The sequence below is a fragment of the Microvirga vignae genome (genome assembly GCF_001017175.1).
Taxonomy (GTDB): domain Bacteria; phylum Pseudomonadota; class Alphaproteobacteria; order Rhizobiales; family Beijerinckiaceae; genus Microvirga; species Microvirga vignae.
This window is the reverse complement of record NZ_LCYG01000005.1, coordinates 1-16,205: the sequence shown is the minus strand read 5'-3', so window position 1 is coordinate 16,205 and position 16,205 is coordinate 1. Positions and strand designations below refer to the sequence as shown.

The 16,205-nt window shown below is 60.5% G+C and carries 13 protein-coding genes; 2 read left to right on the top strand and 11 right to left on the bottom strand.

From position 1 onward, the window contains the following. Window positions 1-56: 56 nt before the first annotated feature. Complete coding sequence (locus AA309_RS01700; protein ID WP_047187328.1) at window positions 57-758, bottom strand: FCD domain-containing protein; 702 nt, start codon at window positions 756-758, stop codon at window positions 57-59. 151 nt (window positions 759-909) lie between these two features. On the opposite strand from AA309_RS01700, the gene AA309_RS01695 reads away from it, so the two are divergent. Then, window positions 910-2,274 carry an MmgE/PrpD family protein gene (locus tag AA309_RS01695; RefSeq protein WP_047187260.1) on the top strand — a complete coding sequence of 455 codons (1,365 nt, stop codon included), beginning with the start codon at window positions 910-912 and terminating at the stop codon, window positions 2,272-2,274. Between the two features lie 99 nt (window positions 2,275-2,373). Here AA309_RS01695 and AA309_RS01690 read toward each other — a convergent pair whose 3' ends face one another. The 7 genes from AA309_RS01690 to AA309_RS01660 form a co-directional block, all read right to left on the bottom strand. Further along, window positions 2,374-3,765 carry an MmgE/PrpD family protein gene (locus AA309_RS01690; RefSeq protein ID WP_047187259.1) on the bottom strand — a complete coding sequence of 464 codons (1,392 nt, stop codon included), beginning with the start codon at window positions 3,763-3,765 and terminating at the stop codon, window positions 2,374-2,376. Between the two features lie 42 nt (window positions 3,766-3,807). Then, window positions 3,808-5,355 carry a tripartite tricarboxylate transporter permease gene (locus AA309_RS01685; protein WP_047187258.1) on the bottom strand — a complete coding sequence of 516 codons (1,548 nt, stop codon included), beginning with the start codon at window positions 5,353-5,355 and terminating at the stop codon, window positions 3,808-3,810. A gap of 59 nt (window positions 5,356-5,414) precedes the next feature. After that, entirely contained in the window at window positions 5,415-5,903 is a 489-nt protein-coding gene (locus tag AA309_RS31585) for a tripartite tricarboxylate transporter TctB family protein (protein WP_160310378.1), read from the bottom strand. A gap of 37 nt (window positions 5,904-5,940) precedes the next feature. Then, complete coding sequence (locus AA309_RS01675) at window positions 5,941-6,909, bottom strand: Bug family tripartite tricarboxylate transporter substrate binding protein (protein WP_200901923.1); 969 nt, start codon at window positions 6,907-6,909, stop codon at window positions 5,941-5,943. A gap of 152 nt (window positions 6,910-7,061) precedes the next feature. Further along, a complete protein-coding gene (locus tag AA309_RS01670) occupies window positions 7,062-7,820 on the bottom strand; it encodes an SDR family oxidoreductase (RefSeq protein ID WP_047187256.1) in 759 nt (252 codons plus the stop codon). 256 nt (window positions 7,821-8,076) lie between these two features. After that, the gene (locus AA309_RS01665) at window positions 8,077-9,168 is read right to left on the bottom strand and encodes an AbrB family transcriptional regulator (RefSeq protein ID WP_047187255.1); all 1,092 of its coding nucleotides are present in this window, start codon (window positions 9,166-9,168) and stop codon (window positions 8,077-8,079) included. Beyond that, the gene (locus AA309_RS01660; protein WP_047187254.1) at window positions 9,159-10,535 is read right to left on the bottom strand and encodes an MmgE/PrpD family protein; all 1,377 of its coding nucleotides are present in this window, start codon (window positions 10,533-10,535) and stop codon (window positions 9,159-9,161) included. The genes AA309_RS01665 and AA309_RS01660 overlap by 10 nt, the downstream gene beginning before the upstream one ends. A 245-nt stretch (window positions 10,536-10,780) precedes the next feature. Between AA309_RS01660 and AA309_RS01655 the strand changes: the two genes are divergently transcribed. After that, window positions 10,781-12,157 carry an MmgE/PrpD family protein gene (locus AA309_RS01655; protein ID WP_047187253.1) on the top strand — a complete coding sequence of 459 codons (1,377 nt, stop codon included), beginning with the start codon at window positions 10,781-10,783 and terminating at the stop codon, window positions 12,155-12,157. 68 nt (window positions 12,158-12,225) lie between these two features. Here AA309_RS01655 and AA309_RS01650 read toward each other — a convergent pair whose 3' ends face one another. The 3 genes from AA309_RS01650 to tcuA all read right to left on the bottom strand — a co-directional run bounded on the left by AA309_RS01650 (window position 12,226) and on the right by tcuA (window position 15,808). After that, window positions 12,226-13,191 (bottom strand): Bug family tripartite tricarboxylate transporter substrate binding protein, encoded by a 966-nt coding sequence (locus AA309_RS01650; protein ID WP_047187252.1) that lies wholly within the window; start codon window positions 13,189-13,191, stop codon window positions 12,226-12,228. Window positions 13,192-13,275: 84 nt separating this feature from the next. Further along, complete coding sequence (gene tcuB, locus AA309_RS01645; protein ID WP_047187251.1) at window positions 13,276-14,433, bottom strand: tricarballylate utilization 4Fe-4S protein TcuB; 1,158 nt, start codon at window positions 14,431-14,433, stop codon at window positions 13,276-13,278. Then, a complete protein-coding gene (gene tcuA / locus AA309_RS01640; RefSeq protein WP_047187326.1) occupies window positions 14,420-15,808 on the bottom strand; it encodes an FAD-dependent tricarballylate dehydrogenase TcuA in 1,389 nt (462 codons plus the stop codon). Before tcuA ends, tcuB begins: the two co-directional genes overlap by 14 nt. Window positions 15,809-16,205: the final 397 nt, after the last annotated feature.

Below are 16,205 nucleotides of genomic sequence, written 5' to 3'. Positions count from 1 at the left end.
ATCCCCGGGCCAACGCGTCCTGCTGCATGCTGGAAAGGGCAGCGCCGGGATGATGCTCAAGTTCGGTCTGGCTTGCCTGCCTCAGCTTCGATGACATTCAGCAGGCGATCCCGTGCCGAGACGACATGGCGGCAATGCGCCTCGTGAGCCCAGACGGGATCCCGGGCCGTTATGGCAGACAGCATCTCACGGTGCTCCTTGTTCGAAACGCCGAGACCTCCACCCTGGACGAGACTGCGGGCTCGGAACAGGTGCAGCTTTTTGACGAAGCTCCGGTATTGCTGCGCAAGCATGGCATTGCCGGCAGAATCCACGATGAACTCGTGAAAGGCCAGGTTGAGTGGATAATAAGCGTCGAAGTTGCGTTCCCTGGAGGCTTCCTCCATCCCGGTGACGTAACCGTTCAGACGCTCAAGCTGATCTGCCGTGACCCGCTCGGCGAGAAGCTTTCCGGCAAGGCCGAACAGCGCAGAACGGATCTCGTAGACCTCCCTCACCTCCTGAACCGACAGGCGGCGAATGAACGAGCCTCGGTTTCGAACCGAGACGATGAGCCCCGAACCCTCCAGGGCGCGGATCGCTTCCCTGACCGGACCTCTGCTCGTCCCCAGCTCCGACGCCAATTTGTTCTCGTTGATCCGTTCACCAGGGGAGAACCGCCCATTGAGGATCAGGCGTTCGACTTCGCGTTCCACGACGGCAGCAAGGGAAGATGTGCGAAGGACAGCCAGTTCTTCTGAGGGAGAGCGAAGCATCATCGAATGGGACACCTTCGGCATGGGTTGTAGGACCCACTCAGGATAAAGCATTTTTTCGTTAACTGTTGACAATTTTTTTGGGACCCTCCATCACCCTAGTGAAGCGCAATCGGAGCCGCATCCGCTTCGGGTTACTTGGAGAACACCAAAAATGGATTCCGCAGTTATCGACCGGTCGAAGGTCACACAGGTTCTCGCGAACTTCGTCGTCGCGTCGAAGGCAGACGACATACCCGAGCACGTCTATACGGAAGCGGTTCGCTCGTTCCTGAACTGGGCCGGTTGCGCTGTCGGCGGCTCAATTCACCCGACCCTCGACCGCACGCTCGCCGCGATCCGCCCTTTTGCGGGCCAGGGACAGGCAACGGTTCTCGGTCGGGGTGACAAGCTCGATCTGCTCCACGCTGCGCTGCTGAACGGCATCTCGTCACACGTCTTCGACTTCGATGACACGCATCTGAAGACGATCATTCACCCTGCTGGTCCCATCGCCTCGGCCCTCCTTCCGCTCGCCGAAACGCGCCTCATGAGCGGCAGGGAATTTCTGCATGCCTTTATTCTCGGCGTCGAAGTGGAATGCCGGATCGGCAATTCCGTCTATCCGGAACACTACGACCGGGGCTGGCACATCACGGGAACGGCGGGTGTCTTCGGAGCGGCGGCTGCAGCCGGCAAGATTTTGGGCCTGAATGCGCAGCAGATGACGTGGGCGCTTGGCATTGCGGCGACTCAGTCGTCGGGTCTTCGTGAGATGTTCGGCACGATGTGCAAGCCATTCCATCCGGGTCGGGCCGCCCAGAACGGGCTTCTCGCGGCTCATCTGGCAGCCCAGAACTTCACCAGCTCCGAGCGAGGCATCGAAGCTCCACGAGGATTCGCACATGTGCTGTCGACGAAGTTCGACCCTGCAGAGATCACGGAAAGGCTGGGAGAGACCTGGGAGATATCGCTCAACACTTACAAGCCCTTCGCCTGCGGAATCGTGATCCACCCGGCTCTGGATGGCTGCATTCAGCTGAGAAACGCCCATGGCCTGACAGCAGAGAACATTGCCTCGATCGAGTTGAAGGTTCACCCCCTCGTGCTCGAGCTGACCGGCAAAACCGAGCCCAGGACCGGCCTCGAAGGAAAGTTCTCTGTCTACCACTCCTGCGCGGCAGCGATCGTCTATGGCCGTTGCGGCGAACATGAATATGCAGATGAGGTGGTGACGGATTCCAAGATCGTCGCCTTGCGGCGCAAGGTGAGAGCCGAGGCGGAAAAAGGCATTCACGAGGATCAGGTCAAGGTCACGATCACCACGACGGACGGGAAGGCACATGAACTTTTCGTCGAGCACGCGATCGGCAGCCTTGATCGCCCGATGAGCAACGAAGAGCTCGACGGAAAGGTGCGCGACCTCTGCGAACCCGTTCTGGGAGCATCGGGCGCAGATCGCTTCATTGCACTTTGCCGGGATGTTGCGAACGCTTCCTCGCTTATGCCGATCATCGAAGCGGGCATCCCGGCCCGATAAGCTCAAACATTCAAGGCAGGTCCCGATGAGGACCTGCCCTTTTGCAATCATCTGTCTCTGAGAACGAGCGCGGACGACATATCCGCGCTTCATTCATGTTCAGCCGCGAAATGTCTCGATTCCAGAAAGGCTCGGAGCGTCGAAGAGACGCTCGCACCATTGCGAAAGAGCGTCGGCTTGGGACGGCGTCCAGCCGCCATACCGCGTATTCGCGTAGAACTTTGCGAGGATCTCCTCACGAGAAAGCGGCTCTCGCGCACCACCGCGCATGTGGGGCTGATGCGCACTTCGGATGCTTCCATCCCTCAATCTCGCAATGACAGTTCCGGTATAGTTCCTCGGATACTCGTCATTCGGGTCGATCTCGTATCTGACCTTTCCCGCAAGCGCCAGGATCTGGGGATCCCGAATCCTTTCCTCGGTAAACTGACCCAGCCCCGCCGCTTGGTCGACGAAGCCGGCTGCAACACCGAAGGGAACGCTGAACTTGGCGGAATATGGAGTCGATGGACGACGCTTCTCCGCAAGAGGCTCCCACAGCCGGTGTACGGTTCCCTCTCCGACCTTGCAGAGGACATCCTCGATGTCCTCAGGCTTTACGCCCTCCCGCGCGAGACGGATAGCGCAGTCTATGAACGGTTGAACCATCGTGCCGCATGCATAGGGCTTGAAGGCAATACGACTGGCCTTCCACTCGCGCCCCAAATCGGATGTGATGCGCGAGTAGTCCGGGGTGATGTCCGGCACGCCGAAGGCAAAGAAGAAGCCGTGCTCACCTTCGAAAACGGTTCTGGGCCCTTTGAATCCTGCGCGCCCGAGCGATGCCGCGCGCAATCCCGCCTGAGCAGCCCAGCCGGGATGGATGCGCTTCGTCCAGGTTCCCTCAGCCAAATACTCGATGATGCCCGAGGCGAAGCTCGCAGCGATGCCGAGCGAGTCGACAAGCTGAGTTGGCGTCAGGCGCAGCGCCGTGCCGACTCCGGCAGCGGCACCGATGGCGCCGATGATCGCTGTCGGGTGAAATCCAGCCCGGTGCTGTGCCGTCGGCGCGACGATGGCCATGCGGCACATCAGTTCTGCGCCAGCCGCTATTCCTCTCAACGCATCGGCGCCTGTTCTTCCGTGACGCTCACAAGCGGCCAGCACGGCCGGTACGATGACCGCGCTGGTGTGCACGGGCGTGCCTTCAAAGGTGTCGTCATAATCCTCACCATGCGACGCCGTTCCGTTGATCAGAGCAGCACCCGCTGCATCATAGCCGCGCGCGTGCCCGAAAGCCGTGCAGGATCCCCCCTCCTCCCAGGCGGATACGATGGCTTGTACGTAGTCCTCATGACGGGCCGAGACGGCCAATCCGGCGTGGTCGATGAGGGCCGCTGTTGCAGCGTTCCGAAGCTCCTGCGGGAAAGAAGCATCGTCCAAGGCCGATACCCAGCTTGCAAACTGCTCCGCAATCGCCTGGCCGGGCGGAGGCGTGTTCTCTTTTGCCATGTCGTCTATCCGTATCGTCAGGTCAGGATTGAATGCATCGTCTTATGAAGGAAAGGATGCTGCATCGTGCTTGTTCTCCTGAATCTGCGATTCAGGCAAAACAATCGGCTTTCTGTAGCGCCGGACCTCCCTCAGGGCAGAGAAGAAGATGATGAGAGCAGCACAGATCAGGAGACCCAGGCTCACGCGATCCTGCAGGAAGACGATGTGGTCACCGTTGGTGATCAGCAACGCGCGACGGTAATTGGACTCGATCATGTATCCGAGCACGAGGCCAAGGATCAGGGGCAAGTGCGGGAAACCGAGCACGCGCATCACGTAACCGACGATGCCCGCCACAAGGACGATCGAGAGATCGAAGAGGCTGTGGTCGATCGAATAGACGCCGGACACGACCAGGCCGAAGATGGCGGCCATGAGATATGGCTTCGGCCGCTGCACGAGCCAGATGCACGGCCCTAGGATCACGATACCGAGCAGGAACATCATGATATTGGCCGTGAACAGGCCGCCGAAGAGCCCATAGACGATATCGGGATTGGTGGTGAACAGAAGCGGTCCTGGCTGCAAGCCGTGAACGAGGAAGCCGCCGAGAAGAATGGCGGTCGAGTTCGACCCCGGAATGCCGAAGCTCAATGTCGGCACGATTGCGGTCGCAGACACGACGTTGTTGGCAGTCTCGGGCGCAATGACGCCCTCCTCCGATCCTTTGCCGAATTTCTCGGGCTCTTTCGACCAGCGGCGAGCTTCGTTGTAGGACAGGAAGGCCGCAACGGAACCGCCCCCGCCGGGAATTGCACCTTCAACGGCTCCCAGAACGCAACCAATGCCCTGCGCCTTGCGCAGACGCCACAGGGTCGCGAGGCTGGGAAGCTTGAGGCGCGCGTTCGTCGTATCGGGCCTGCTGCCTTCCGTCCAGCGCTCCTCGCCCGCTTGTGTCATGAGCTCCGCAACCGCGAAGATGCCGAGCATGATGAGAATGAAGTGAATTCCTTCGAGCAGATTGGGATTTCCGAAAGTGAACCTGCTCACACCCGAAATCGGGTCCGTGCCGACGGTGGCGATCATCATGCCGAGCACACCGGCAATAAGACCTTTCAGGAGTGCTCCCTCCGACAAGGAACCGATGATGCTGATGCCCAGAATACCGAGAGCGAAATAGGCCGGAGGCGTGAAGACCAGCGCGAGACTTGCAAGCGGTTCGGTCAGCGTCGACAGCAGGATGAGACCGAACAAGCCGCCGATCGTTCCGCCGACAAGCGAGAGACCCAAAGCCTCGCCGCCCCGCCCCTGACGCTGCATCTCATATCCATCGATCACCGTCGCCGCGGCGGAATTCGTGCCGGGAGTCCTGATGAGAATGGCCGGAATGGAGCCGCCATATTCGGCCCCCACATAGACAGCCGCGAGGAGGACCACTGCAACGAGAGGCGGCAGATTGTAGGTGAACGGCAAAAGCAGAGCCATCGCGATCGAAGGCGAGATGCCCGGGAGAGCTCCTCCGAGGATGCCCCATAGGACGCCGCCTACAGCGGCTGCCAGAACGGGCATGGATGTCACTGCTTGCCAAGCGTAGAAGAGGCCTTCCATCGATACGCTCCTGAGACAATTCAAGGAGTGGGCAGCCGACTACTCGTCGGCGCCCATGCTCAGCCAATGAGACTCGGCCAGATCCCTGCCGGCAGAGGCACTTCCAGAAGCCTGACGAACAGCAGGTAGAATCCGATCGCGCCGAGAACGGCAAACAAGAGCAGTCCACGGGAAGGACGCTTGCCGTTGTAGAGAGCAACGCTCAGCAACAGCAGAGCAATGCTCGGGATGTAGCCGAGATAAGGGACGATCGCGACATAGACGGCTCCGAGAACAATCATGCCGATTGCCCTGAGATGGCGTGTGTAATCCACCGTCTTGGTTTCGCGCCTGGGTCCTACGACGGGTCCCGCCATCCGCGCCGTCAGCAATGTCTGGGCCAGATAGCCGATCGACAGAACGCCCAGTGCGATCGCCAGCATCTTCGGAAGACCATCCGCGCCCACGCTGCCGCTGAGGCGGCTTTTCGGGATTGCATCAGCGCCCAACCAGAAAATCACCGAGAAGACGAGAAGAAGAACCCCTGTGATCAGATTGCTGCGCATCATCACTCTCCCGAAAAGCCTCGCTTCTTGCTCAAACAGGTCACTCGGTCGTGATGCCGTACTTCGTGAAGAAGGCCTTCTGTCCTTCCGCGAAATCAGCGGTGAACTTCTTGTATGTGGCCTGATCCATATAGGCCGGGATGAGGGCATCCTTCTCATACCAAGCCTTGAACTTCGGGTCCTGAAGCACCTTCTGGGTCGCATCTTCCCACGCTGCTACAATCTCGCGCGGAAGTCCCTTCGGTCCCGCGATGCCACGGAACTTGCGGACAACGAGATTTATTCCCTGCTCTTTGGCAGTGGGCACGTCGGGGAATTGCGGCAGCCGCTGTTCGGTATAGGTCGTGATCAGCCGGATCTTCTTGGCATCGATCTGTCCGCGCAATTCGGCAATCTCGCCGATGCCGACATTGGACGTGCCGTTCAGAACGCTCAGCATCACGTCGCCACCGCCGTCATGCGTGATGATGGTCACCTCCGTGCCGGTCTCGGCCTTGAACTGCTCCATGACCTGACGGTCGAGGGAGCCCGGCGTGCTGACGCCGACACGCACCTGGTTCGGGCGTTTCTTGGCATCCTCGACGACATCCTTCAGCGTCTTGTAGGGGCTATCCGCGCGCACGAAGACGATCTGCGGATCCTGGAAGAGGTTCACGACCGGATCGAGATCCTCAAACGTCTTCTCAGGTTTGCTGAGCAGCGACGTGTTGATGTAGCTCGGCGTCGTTCCATAGAAGACGCTGCCATCCGCGGGCGATCCTGCGAGATACGCGATCGCCTTGGCACCGGCGCCGCCGCGAACGTTCTCGACGACGAACGTTACGTCCATGATGGGCGAGAGGTGCTTGATCAGCTCGCGCAGGAAGACATCGGTCCCGCCGCCTGGGCTGGAATGCGTCACGAGCTTCACGGTCTTGTGCGGGTAATCAGCAGCGAGAGCGGGCTGCACCAACAGGCCGACGGCCGCCAAGCCTGCGCAGAATGCTGTTTTAAGCCGAGAGAATGTCACCGTTTCCTCCTTGTTCATCGAAGCCGCCTTTCCGGCGGTCTATGGGTCAGCTTATTTTGCTAACTGTCGACAATTTTAGATACCACACCAGTCCTGCTTGAATGGCAAGAGCTATTCTGGAACTTACTACCGTTACGGCACAGCTAGCCGGCTTACGGCATGTACAGGCCGCCATTCACATGAATGGTCTGGCCGGTAATGAAACCACCGGTTGGAAGGCACAGGGTTCGCACAACTTCCGCCACATCTTCTGGCGCGCCATCATGGCCGACCAGGGGCTGCCCGCCACCCGGGAGCGACACGCTGTGCCCGGAGGTTGCCGAGCGCTTGCCGCCGATCTTGCCGGGAACGACGCAGTTGACCGTGACTCCCTGCGCAGCGAACTCGACCGCAAGCGCCCGGGTCAGCCCTGTCAGGCCACTCTTGGCAGCCGCCACATGGGCGCGGTTGTAAGCCCCCGTATGCGCGCTCACCCCACCGATATTGATGATGCGCCCATATTGCGAGCGGACCATGTGGGGGAGAACGGCGCGAGATCCCAGAAAGGCTCCTTCGAGGATGACGCTCGTGATCTCACGCCACTCGGTCAGCGTCATCTGCGTGAATGGCACTTCCCGGCGGATCGCTGCATTATTGACGAGGATGTCGATCCGTCCAAACGCCTCCAGGGTCGCCGAAACCATTCCGGCGACAGCCCCTTCGTCTGTGACATCCGCGATGTGAACCATGGCTCGCCCACCGATGGCCTCGATCTCTCGTGCCGTGGCCTCGGCTTCGTCTCGGGAAGACCGCGCGTTGATGACGATCGCAGCCCCGTCGCGGGCCAGGGACATCGCAATGGCCTTGCCTATGCGTCGCACGCCGCCCGTCACGATGGCGACCTGTCCATCAAGCAGTTTACTCTCGGCCACAGCTTCCTCCCCATTTGCTCCGTTCGCCCGAGCCAAAGCTCAGCGGCTTTGCTGGACGGTCCACCGATCTTGTCGCAGGAGCTTTCCGCTCTCTTCCGGGAAGCCAGGGCGAGTTCGTTCCGAGCGGCCCTTCAACGAACTCTTTGCCTCAAGCCTCCGCGACCTTATGGCAACCGCAGACAACTTATTGTATACATTAGTGCACAGTGTATAAAGCCGGTCAAGATCACCTCTTCGCATCGGATCTATTTGCCCCTCAATGGTGCCGGCGGCCGCCAAGGATGGCCGCGACGCCTGAAAAGAGACCTATCCAACTGAAGAACCTGTAGAAATAGAGTGTGAAGCCGTTCACGAAGAAGGCACGAATGACATGGAAGGCGATCACGAGCGCGACGTTGAGGTGAAGCACCTGCGCCGTCAGAGCCATCTCGGCCATCCCCCCGGGAGATGAACCGAGCGCGACACTCGCAAGATCGATTCCGGTCAGGGCCGACACGAATCCGGCATAGGCGAAGAGCAGGATGGACAGCAGGATCGTGAACAAGCTGCTCACGATGAAGATGCGCGGGAGCCGTACAAGGCTTTCCCGCCGGAAGCGAGCGCCGATCGAAAGCCCGATCAGGAATTGCCCAAGCGCGAACAGACTTCCCGGCATGCGCCCTGTCAGCAAGCCCGCTGCCGCCACGATCCCGGTGCCAAGGATTGCTCCGACAGTCCAGGGATTGTTGAAGCGCAGCAGCCCTGTGATCACGACGCCGGCCAGTCCGGCCGCAAGCGCCGCTATGACGTGCAGCCAGGAAAGCTGGATCTGACCCGCCTGGTTTATCAGGCCTCCGTCGATGCCCAAGGCTATGATCAGAGGGGGCATGAGACAGACCAACAGAGCGACGCGCAGCGCTTGAGAAACGGCAATCGGCTCCGGCTCGGCGCCCACGGAGACGCCGATATTCGCCATCTCGGAGAGCCCGCCTGGGGTGAGAGAGAAGAAGGCCGTCTTGTGATCGATCTTGCTGATCATGGACATCGGCACGGACAAGGCTGCCGCAAGCAGGATTGCGACGAGCGCCGTCACAACCATCCATGGGGCCCACATGACCAGGACACCAACGGCTGCTGCGGTGATGTTGAGGCCGACACTGGTGCCGACGATAGCCTGTCCAAGACGTCTCCCGAGAGCAGGCGCGAAAACGGGATACCCGGCGATGGAGATCAAGGCCGTCGCGATCAAAGGCCCGAGAACCCAGGCCAGCGGCACATGAGCATGGGATGCAAGCCAGCCTAGTCCGACGGCCAGGACAAGGCTCGGGATGACACGCCAGGACGGGAGGAGATCGTCTCTCAGGCGCATAGGTCTAACAGGCCGCGAATGTCGCCAAACTGATCGAGGTGCCAGACCACGTCACGGATGCGCGACGCTCTCTCCTGCCCGATCACCGGCATCGCGTTCGCCAGGAACTTCGCTTCAATGGCAGCATCGGACATCGGATTGTCCACGGTGCCGCTCGCATGGACGACCTGATGTTCGTAGCGGTCGCCATTGCGCATGGCGACGGCAGCCCAGGCCTGGTCTTTCCCAAGGCTCTCATCCGTTTGGACGCCGACACGATCACGCAGAGCGGCGACATCTGGATGGCGGGCCCGCTCATCCGTGTATTGCGCAATGCCCGCCGCACGGTCCAGGAAGGCGACGGCCGCGGTATGAGTGAGACTGAATTTTGATTTGAGACCTGTCTTGGGATCGGCAACGCCGGTGATCGATACGGCCAAAGGATTCACTCGCAGTTCGATCGTCGCGACCTGATCCGCAGCAGGCGCTCTTGCGGCGAGCGCAATCATCGCGTCGATGGTTGGATGCAGCACGACCCCGCACGCATAGGGCTTGTGGCCATTTCGGGTGATTTCCCAACGCTCGCCGAGCTGGTCGAGAATAAGCTCGGTCTTGGCGATGCTGCTGTAGATCCGGCAGAAACCGCGCTTCCCCTCGAGGATTTCATCCGAGCTGTCGAAACCCTTCTGTGCGAGCAGCGCAGCCAGGACGCCGCTCGATGCCGCCTTGCCGGCATGGAACGATTTGCACATCGTGCCTCGGTTTTGCTGCATGCCCGCCGCCTGCGTCGCCGCGATGCCAAGAGCATGGACCATCTGCTGAGAGTTCAACCCTAAGAGCTGTCCCGCAGCCGCTCCAGCGGCGATCGAGCCGAGCGTTCCTGTCAGATGCCATCCTCCCGCATGATGCGCCGGCGCCCCCTGCCCCGCGCGAACACCTGCTTCGAACCCAGCGGCATAGGCTGTCAGGAGATCCCTGCCAGTCACCGCATTTCTCTCAGACAGGGCAAAGAGCGCCGACAGGATGGGGGAGCTGGCGTGAAGCACAACCCCTCCCAAATGAGTGTCGTCGAAATCGAGCACGTGGCCCATCTGACCATTGGCAATCGGCGCATCGAGCAACCCGAGCTTGGTTTGTCGTCCAAGCACCGTTGCCCTTGCGGGGCCGCCGACCTCCTCGAGAACGGAAAGCAGCTTGGTGATCGTCGGGTGCCTGCTCCCGGCAAGAGCACAACCGAGCCAGTCGAGTACGCCCCGCCGGCCCGCATGCACGGCGGCCTCAGGCAGATCCTCGAACGAGAGCACCGCCAGAAAGGCACACAGGTCTTTGGTGATGTTCAGATCAAGGGCCGCAGCCCCGTATTCTGCCCGAGTGACCTGACTGCTCATTTGGCTGCTCCTCCTCAACAGGCAAAGCGATCTTTTGTCCGGCCACAGCCTTGTATTGCTTTGCATGCACGAGTATTCATGTGCGAAACTCGGATTGTCAACAATCTACAGCCAATCTCAGGATCTAACGAAACTCCAGCAATCAGCCGATCCGCTGAGGGGAAGGATCATGATGAACAGGGCGAAGCTGCCTGCTTCTAACGATCTGGGCGGACACAGAGGGCAATGAGCTGGAGGAGGACCCAATGCACAATCAGTCAGCCCACGAGATTTCACATGAGAGCTCCGTTCTCTCGGAATACATCGCCGGCACGCTTGATCGCGACATACCGCGGGACGTTGCGCTCAAGACGAAGCATCACATCCTCGATACGATTGCGGCTATCCTGTCGGGATCACGCTTGAGAGCAGGCCGCCTTGCGGCAGCTTACGTTGGCTCCTTTGGAGGCAATCCAGAAGCAGTGGTCCTCGGAACCTCCCTTGTTCTGCCGGCCGCCAGCACCGCTCTTGCCAATGGCATGGCCGGTCATGCCGATGAGACGGATGACTCGCATCTAGCAGGGCGGTTCCATCCCGGCTGCGGGATCGTACCCGCAGCTCTGGCGATCGCAGAGCACCAGGACCGCAGCGGACAGGATCTCCTGCGTGCCGTGGCACTTGGCTATGACATTGGCGCCCGTACCACGATGGCACTTGGCTTCAACCGACCCGACACCGCCCGTCACAGCACCCATAGTCTAGGACCCGCCTTCGGCGCAGCCGCTGCGGCTGCCGCCCTTTTCCGTTTCGATGCAACGCGTGTCCGGCATGTCTTGTCATATGCGACCCAACAGGCATCGGGCGTTCCATTCTGGCAGCGCGACAAGGAGCATGTGGAGAAAGCTTTCGACTTCGGCGGCATGGGCGCGCGCAATGGTGTCGCGGCGGCAACCATGGTCGCCGCTGGTTTCTCGGCCGTAGATGATCCGTTTTCGGGTAAACACAATCTCTTCACCGCTTTCGGTGAAAATCCCAATCCATCCCAACTGACGGACGGGCTTGGGTCTCGTTTCGAGATCATGCGGGCCTCCATCAAGAAGTGGTGCGTGGGATCGCCCATTCAAGCCGTGCTGGATGCGACGGTAGCCCTGATCGAAACCAATAATCTGAAAGCGGAGCATGTCAGGCGCGTGATCATCACGATGCCCGACGATCGGATTCACATCGTCGACAACCGGACGATGCCGGATGTCTGCGTTCAACATCTCGCCGCGCTTGCACTCGTCGATGGCACGGTGACGTTCGAGAGCTGCCATGACCGCGAGCGGATGAATGACCCAGCCGTCACGGCCATTCGCAGGCTGATCGAACTCGTTCCAAGCGCCGAGCTCACGATTGCCACTCCGGCCCGACAGGCCATCGTGGAGATCGAGACGACCGATGGTCGCCACCTCCGGCATCATGCCAAAGCTGTGCGTGGCACACCAGACAATCCAATGGACGGCAGCGAGATCGAGGCGAAGGCTCTCGATCTCATGGAACCCATCATCGGGTCCGGGCGGGCGGCTGAACTGATTCACAACGTGCTCAGGCTCGACGAGCTCACGAAGGTACGCGATCTGCGCCGGTGGCTTGCTGCCTGAACGTTGCAGAAGTCCGACATTATAAGGCGCGCCATAGGCGCGCCTCACAGTTTTAAATCTGGCTGTGATTACTTCACCAGCCCGACATCCTGAAGCACTGCGGCGGTTCGAGCCTGCTCTTGTTTCACGAACTCGTCGAGAGCCGGCCCCGTCAGGAAGATGTCATCCCAGGCTTTGGTCTTGAGCATTTTCTTCCACGCGTCGGACTTGGCGAGATCCTCGAACATTTTCGTGAGGCGAGCGCGCTCATCGGCACTGATGCCGGGCGGAGCGACGATCATGCGCCAGTTGGAAAGCTCGAGATTGATCCCACTCTCCTTCAGGGTCGGCGCATCAACGTCCGGCAGGCGGTCCGGGGTGGAGATCGCCAGCAGACGCAGCTTGCCCGCCTTGACCTGGCTCATGAACTCGCTGAGCGAATTGATGCCGGCCGTCACCTTGCCGCCGAGAAGCGCACCGAGCGACTCGCCGCCTCCAGAAAATGCAATGTAGTTGGTCTTGCTGGGATCAGCCCCGACATTCTTCGTGATCAGCGCAGCAAGGATATGGTCCGGCCCGCCGGCCGAACCACCGGCCCAGGTGACCTTTGCCGGGTCGGCTTTGATTAGCTCGCCGAGCTCTTTCATGGTTTTGATCGGAGAGGACGCCGGAACGGCAACCGCCTGCCACTCGCCGGTCAGTCGTGCAATCGGGGTGACCTGATCCAAAGTGACGGGCGACTTGTTGGTGATGATGGCACCTACCATGACGTATCCGCTCGCCATCAGCTGGGTTGCATCGCCTTTCGCGCTGTTCACGAATTGAGCGATGCCAATCGTGCCACCTGCACCCGGGACGTTTGCGACTTGCACGGATCGGGCCAAGCCCGCCTCCGTGAGAGCCTGTCCGACTGCCCGTGCCGTCTGATCCCATCCACCGCCAGGAGCAGCGGGCGCCATGATCTTCAGGTTGCCCTCCTGGGCGCTACCTGCCGACGGCAGAGCCGCGCCAGCAATCAACGCCAATCCTAATAATGTCCTCCGGTTAAACCCCATATTCGCCTTCTCCTTGTGAGATGTTGTGACCGCCATCTTTGTCGTGGCGGCTTTTGTGGAGTTGATACTGGCTCAATCGCGCCCTCAGATCCCTGCTTTGGCGTCAGGAACTCCAAGTGCTCGAGCCTTCGATGGCGTAGGCTCGTGAAGGGCACGGCGCTCCTTCGCGTATCGAATGAGCGCGCCGAAACGGTAGATGCCGTGGACGAACTTGCTGTAGGGCATCGTGATGAAAAAGCCGAACACGAATCCCATGTGCAGCGCGAGCACCGTTCCCATGGCGGGGGTTGCCCTCAGCACCAGAAGCAGCAGGCCGGTCAGGCTCACCAGGAACAGCATCGCGGTGAAAGCCATCTCCATGCTGCGACCATTCTCATCGCGCAGAGCCGGATCGCGCTTGACCTTCGCCCACATGAGACCCGCCGGCCCGATGACGAGCCCGATGCCACCCAAGGTTCCGAGGACGACTGGAAGGTCATACCAGGGATAGGGTGCCTGCATGCCGAGCAGGTAATGGTAGAGGGTCGCCGTGCTCGTCGCGGCGAGACAGAGAAAGAAACCGTAGAAGGTCAGGTGGTGATAGAGGCGGCGACGGTCGGTCGGCCGGTCGTCCTCGTTGAAGCAGCCCGGTCCGCCGCCGTCGAGATATCGCAGCGCCATCGTGTCCTTCATCGCCTGCCAGACCGAGACACTGTTGGTCAGCGTTTCGCGCGTCTCGCCGATGTCGCGCCAGAACATGCGGAAGCCCATGATCATGGCGGCGATGGCATAGAAGAACGCGGCGCCAAACACGCCCGCCATCGCGTTGTGCGACATGATGCGGTAGAACGCCCCCGGCCCCGTCTGCACTCCGAACATCACGGCCGGATCGTTGATGGCCATCAGGCCGAAGAAGAAAAGCCCGACACTGAGCGCAGCGATGAGGCTGATCGCGAGCCCATTGCGCTCGAAAATGGGAGCGAGGGCGCGCGGCCAAACGTAGAACTTGTATGAATCGTTACGCACCTTCGCCAAGGTTTGGGGAACATTGACGTTGAACTCATGTGGCGGCGAGAACTGGCAATCGGTGTAGCACGCGCCGCAGCTATGGCAGAGATTGGCCAGGTAGTTAAGGTCGCCATCCGTGAAAGCGCGCCGCATCTCCATGGCCGGAAACACTGCGCACAATCCTTCGCAATAGCGGCAGGAATTGCAGACCGTCATCAGACGATCGGCTTCTTCAAGAGCTTTAGTTGCGTGCATTTTTTGCGGCCTCCCGCCCGGCAATCCGTCCGAAGACGCTGCCGATTGTCATTCCAATGCCGGCGGCATAGCCTTTGCCCAGCACATTTCCTGCCATGATCTCTCCGGCGGCGAACATGTTTGCTGACGGCTTGCCATCGGACATGAGCATCCGCGCCTCTTTGTTCACGCGCGTGCCCAGATAGGTGAAAGTAATGCCCGGGCGAACCGGGTAGGCATAGAAAGGAGCGGTGCGGATCGGCCGCGCCCAATGGCTCTTCGGCGGCGTCAGCCCCTCCGTCCGGCAATCGTCCAGGATCGTGTGGTCGAACGTGCCGGGCCGCACCGCCCGGTTGAAGGTTTCAACAGTGGCCTCGAGCGCCTGAGGGTCGAGCCCGAGCTTTCCGGCGAGCTCCCGGATGCTGTCCGCTTTCACGGGCGGATAGAGCGATGGCATGAAGAGCTCAAGAGAGGGCTCGTCGAAGATGATGTAGGCGATCTGATCCGGTTGAGCCGCGACGAGGCGGCCCCAGATCGCGTAGCGCTTCGGCCAGACATCCTCGCCTTCATCATAAAAGCGCTCAGCGTTCTTGTTCACCACGATGCCGAAGACGACGCAGTCGAGGCGGGTGATGATGCCGCCGTCGAACTTCGGCGCACGCGCATCGATGGCGACGGCGTGGCACTGCGTCGGATCACCGATCTGCTGCACGCCCTTGTCCAGCAGCATCTTGAGCACCGAGCCACGGTTGTAAGGCGTTCCGCGGATAAGGAAGTTGTCGGCAACTTCTCCCCAGTACTGCTTCAGCCATTCGATGTTGGCCTCGAAGCCTCCTGCGGCGGCAACCAAGGCGCCGGCACGAACGTCATGCCGCTGCCCGCCATGGGCAACCGTAGCGGACGTGAACCTGCCGGCCTGAATGTCGAGGTCGACAACCTCCGCATCATAGAGCACGTTGACGCCCAGGCGCTCCGCCGTGAGATAGAGCGCGTTCAGCATCGCTCGTCCGCCCCCTAGGAAGAACGAGTTCGTCCGCCCGAGGCTGAGCGTTCCGCCCAGAGAAGGCTGCCAGCGGACCCCCTGCTCGACGATCCAGTGCAGGATCTCTTTCGACTCACGGATCATGAAGCGGGCGAGTTCTTCATCCGTCTGGCCGCCCGTCACCCGCAGCAGATCCTCCCAGAACTCGTCCTCCGTGTAAGGGCCTGTCAGGATTTCGGTCGCCGTGTCATGGGCACAGCGCATGTTGCGGGTATGCCGGGTATTGCCGCCCCGGTAAAATTTGGGTGCGGCCTCAAGCACCAGCACGGAAGCACCTGACCGGCGCGCGCTGATGGCCGCACAGAGTGCAGCATTGCCTCCACCAACAACCAGGACGTCGTACTTCCGCGTCAACTCGACTGGAACGCTCTGGTCTTGTGCGTTCGTACGCAATGCCGAGTACGCCCCCTCCGATGGCGGCAGGTCTCTCGACAGGGCGGTTTCAACCTTCATCTGCCTCAATCTCCAGCAGGCTTGCCAGCGCAACTCCAGGCGAGACCGTTCCCCGATATGGATCATGCGGTCTCAGCATCGCTTTCTCTCAATGGCGGCAGAGCTCGCCCTCCCCCTTGAGATATTGAGCACGTTTGTATACAAAAATATCCAAACGGATGAACTGGTCAAGTAAGATCTTCTTTGCTTCAAAGGTTGGAAGCATCAACCCGGGAGCTTGGATGTCAGATCAAGGGCCTACCCCGTTGGAATTGGTCGACCGGGATACGGGAATCCCGCTGAGCGAAGCCGTTTATCG

Excerpts from the sequence above, each read along its gene's own strand:
- AA309_RS01700 (WP_047187328.1), bottom strand. The coding sequence starts at position 758 with ATGATGCTTCGCTCTCCCTCAGAAGAACTGGCTGTCCTTCGCACATCT.
- AA309_RS01695 (WP_047187260.1), top strand. The coding sequence starts at position 910 with ATGGATTCCGCAGTTATCGACCGGTCGAAGGTCACACAGGTTCTCGCG.
- AA309_RS01690 (WP_047187259.1), bottom strand. The coding sequence starts at position 3,765 with ATGGCAAAAGAGAACACGCCTCCGCCCGGCCAGGCGATTGCGGAGCAG.
- AA309_RS01685 (WP_047187258.1), bottom strand. The coding sequence starts at position 5,355 with ATGGAAGGCCTCTTCTACGCTTGGCAAGCAGTGACATCCATGCCCGTT.
- AA309_RS31585 (WP_160310378.1), bottom strand. The coding sequence starts at position 5,903 with ATGATGCGCAGCAATCTGATCACAGGGGTTCTTCTTCTCGTCTTCTCG.
- AA309_RS01665 (WP_047187255.1), bottom strand. The coding sequence starts at position 9,168 with ATGCGCCTGAGAGACGATCTCCTCCCGTCCTGGCGTGTCATCCCGAGC.
- AA309_RS01660 (WP_047187254.1), bottom strand. The coding sequence starts at position 10,535 with ATGAGCAGTCAGGTCACTCGGGCAGAATACGGGGCTGCGGCCCTTGAT.
- AA309_RS01655 (WP_047187253.1), top strand. The coding sequence starts at position 10,781 with ATGCACAATCAGTCAGCCCACGAGATTTCACATGAGAGCTCCGTTCTC.
- AA309_RS01650 (WP_047187252.1), bottom strand. The coding sequence starts at position 13,191 with ATGGGGTTTAACCGGAGGACATTATTAGGATTGGCGTTGATTGCTGGC.
- tcuB (WP_047187251.1), bottom strand. The coding sequence starts at position 14,433 with ATGCACGCAACTAAAGCTCTTGAAGAAGCCGATCGTCTGATGACGGTC.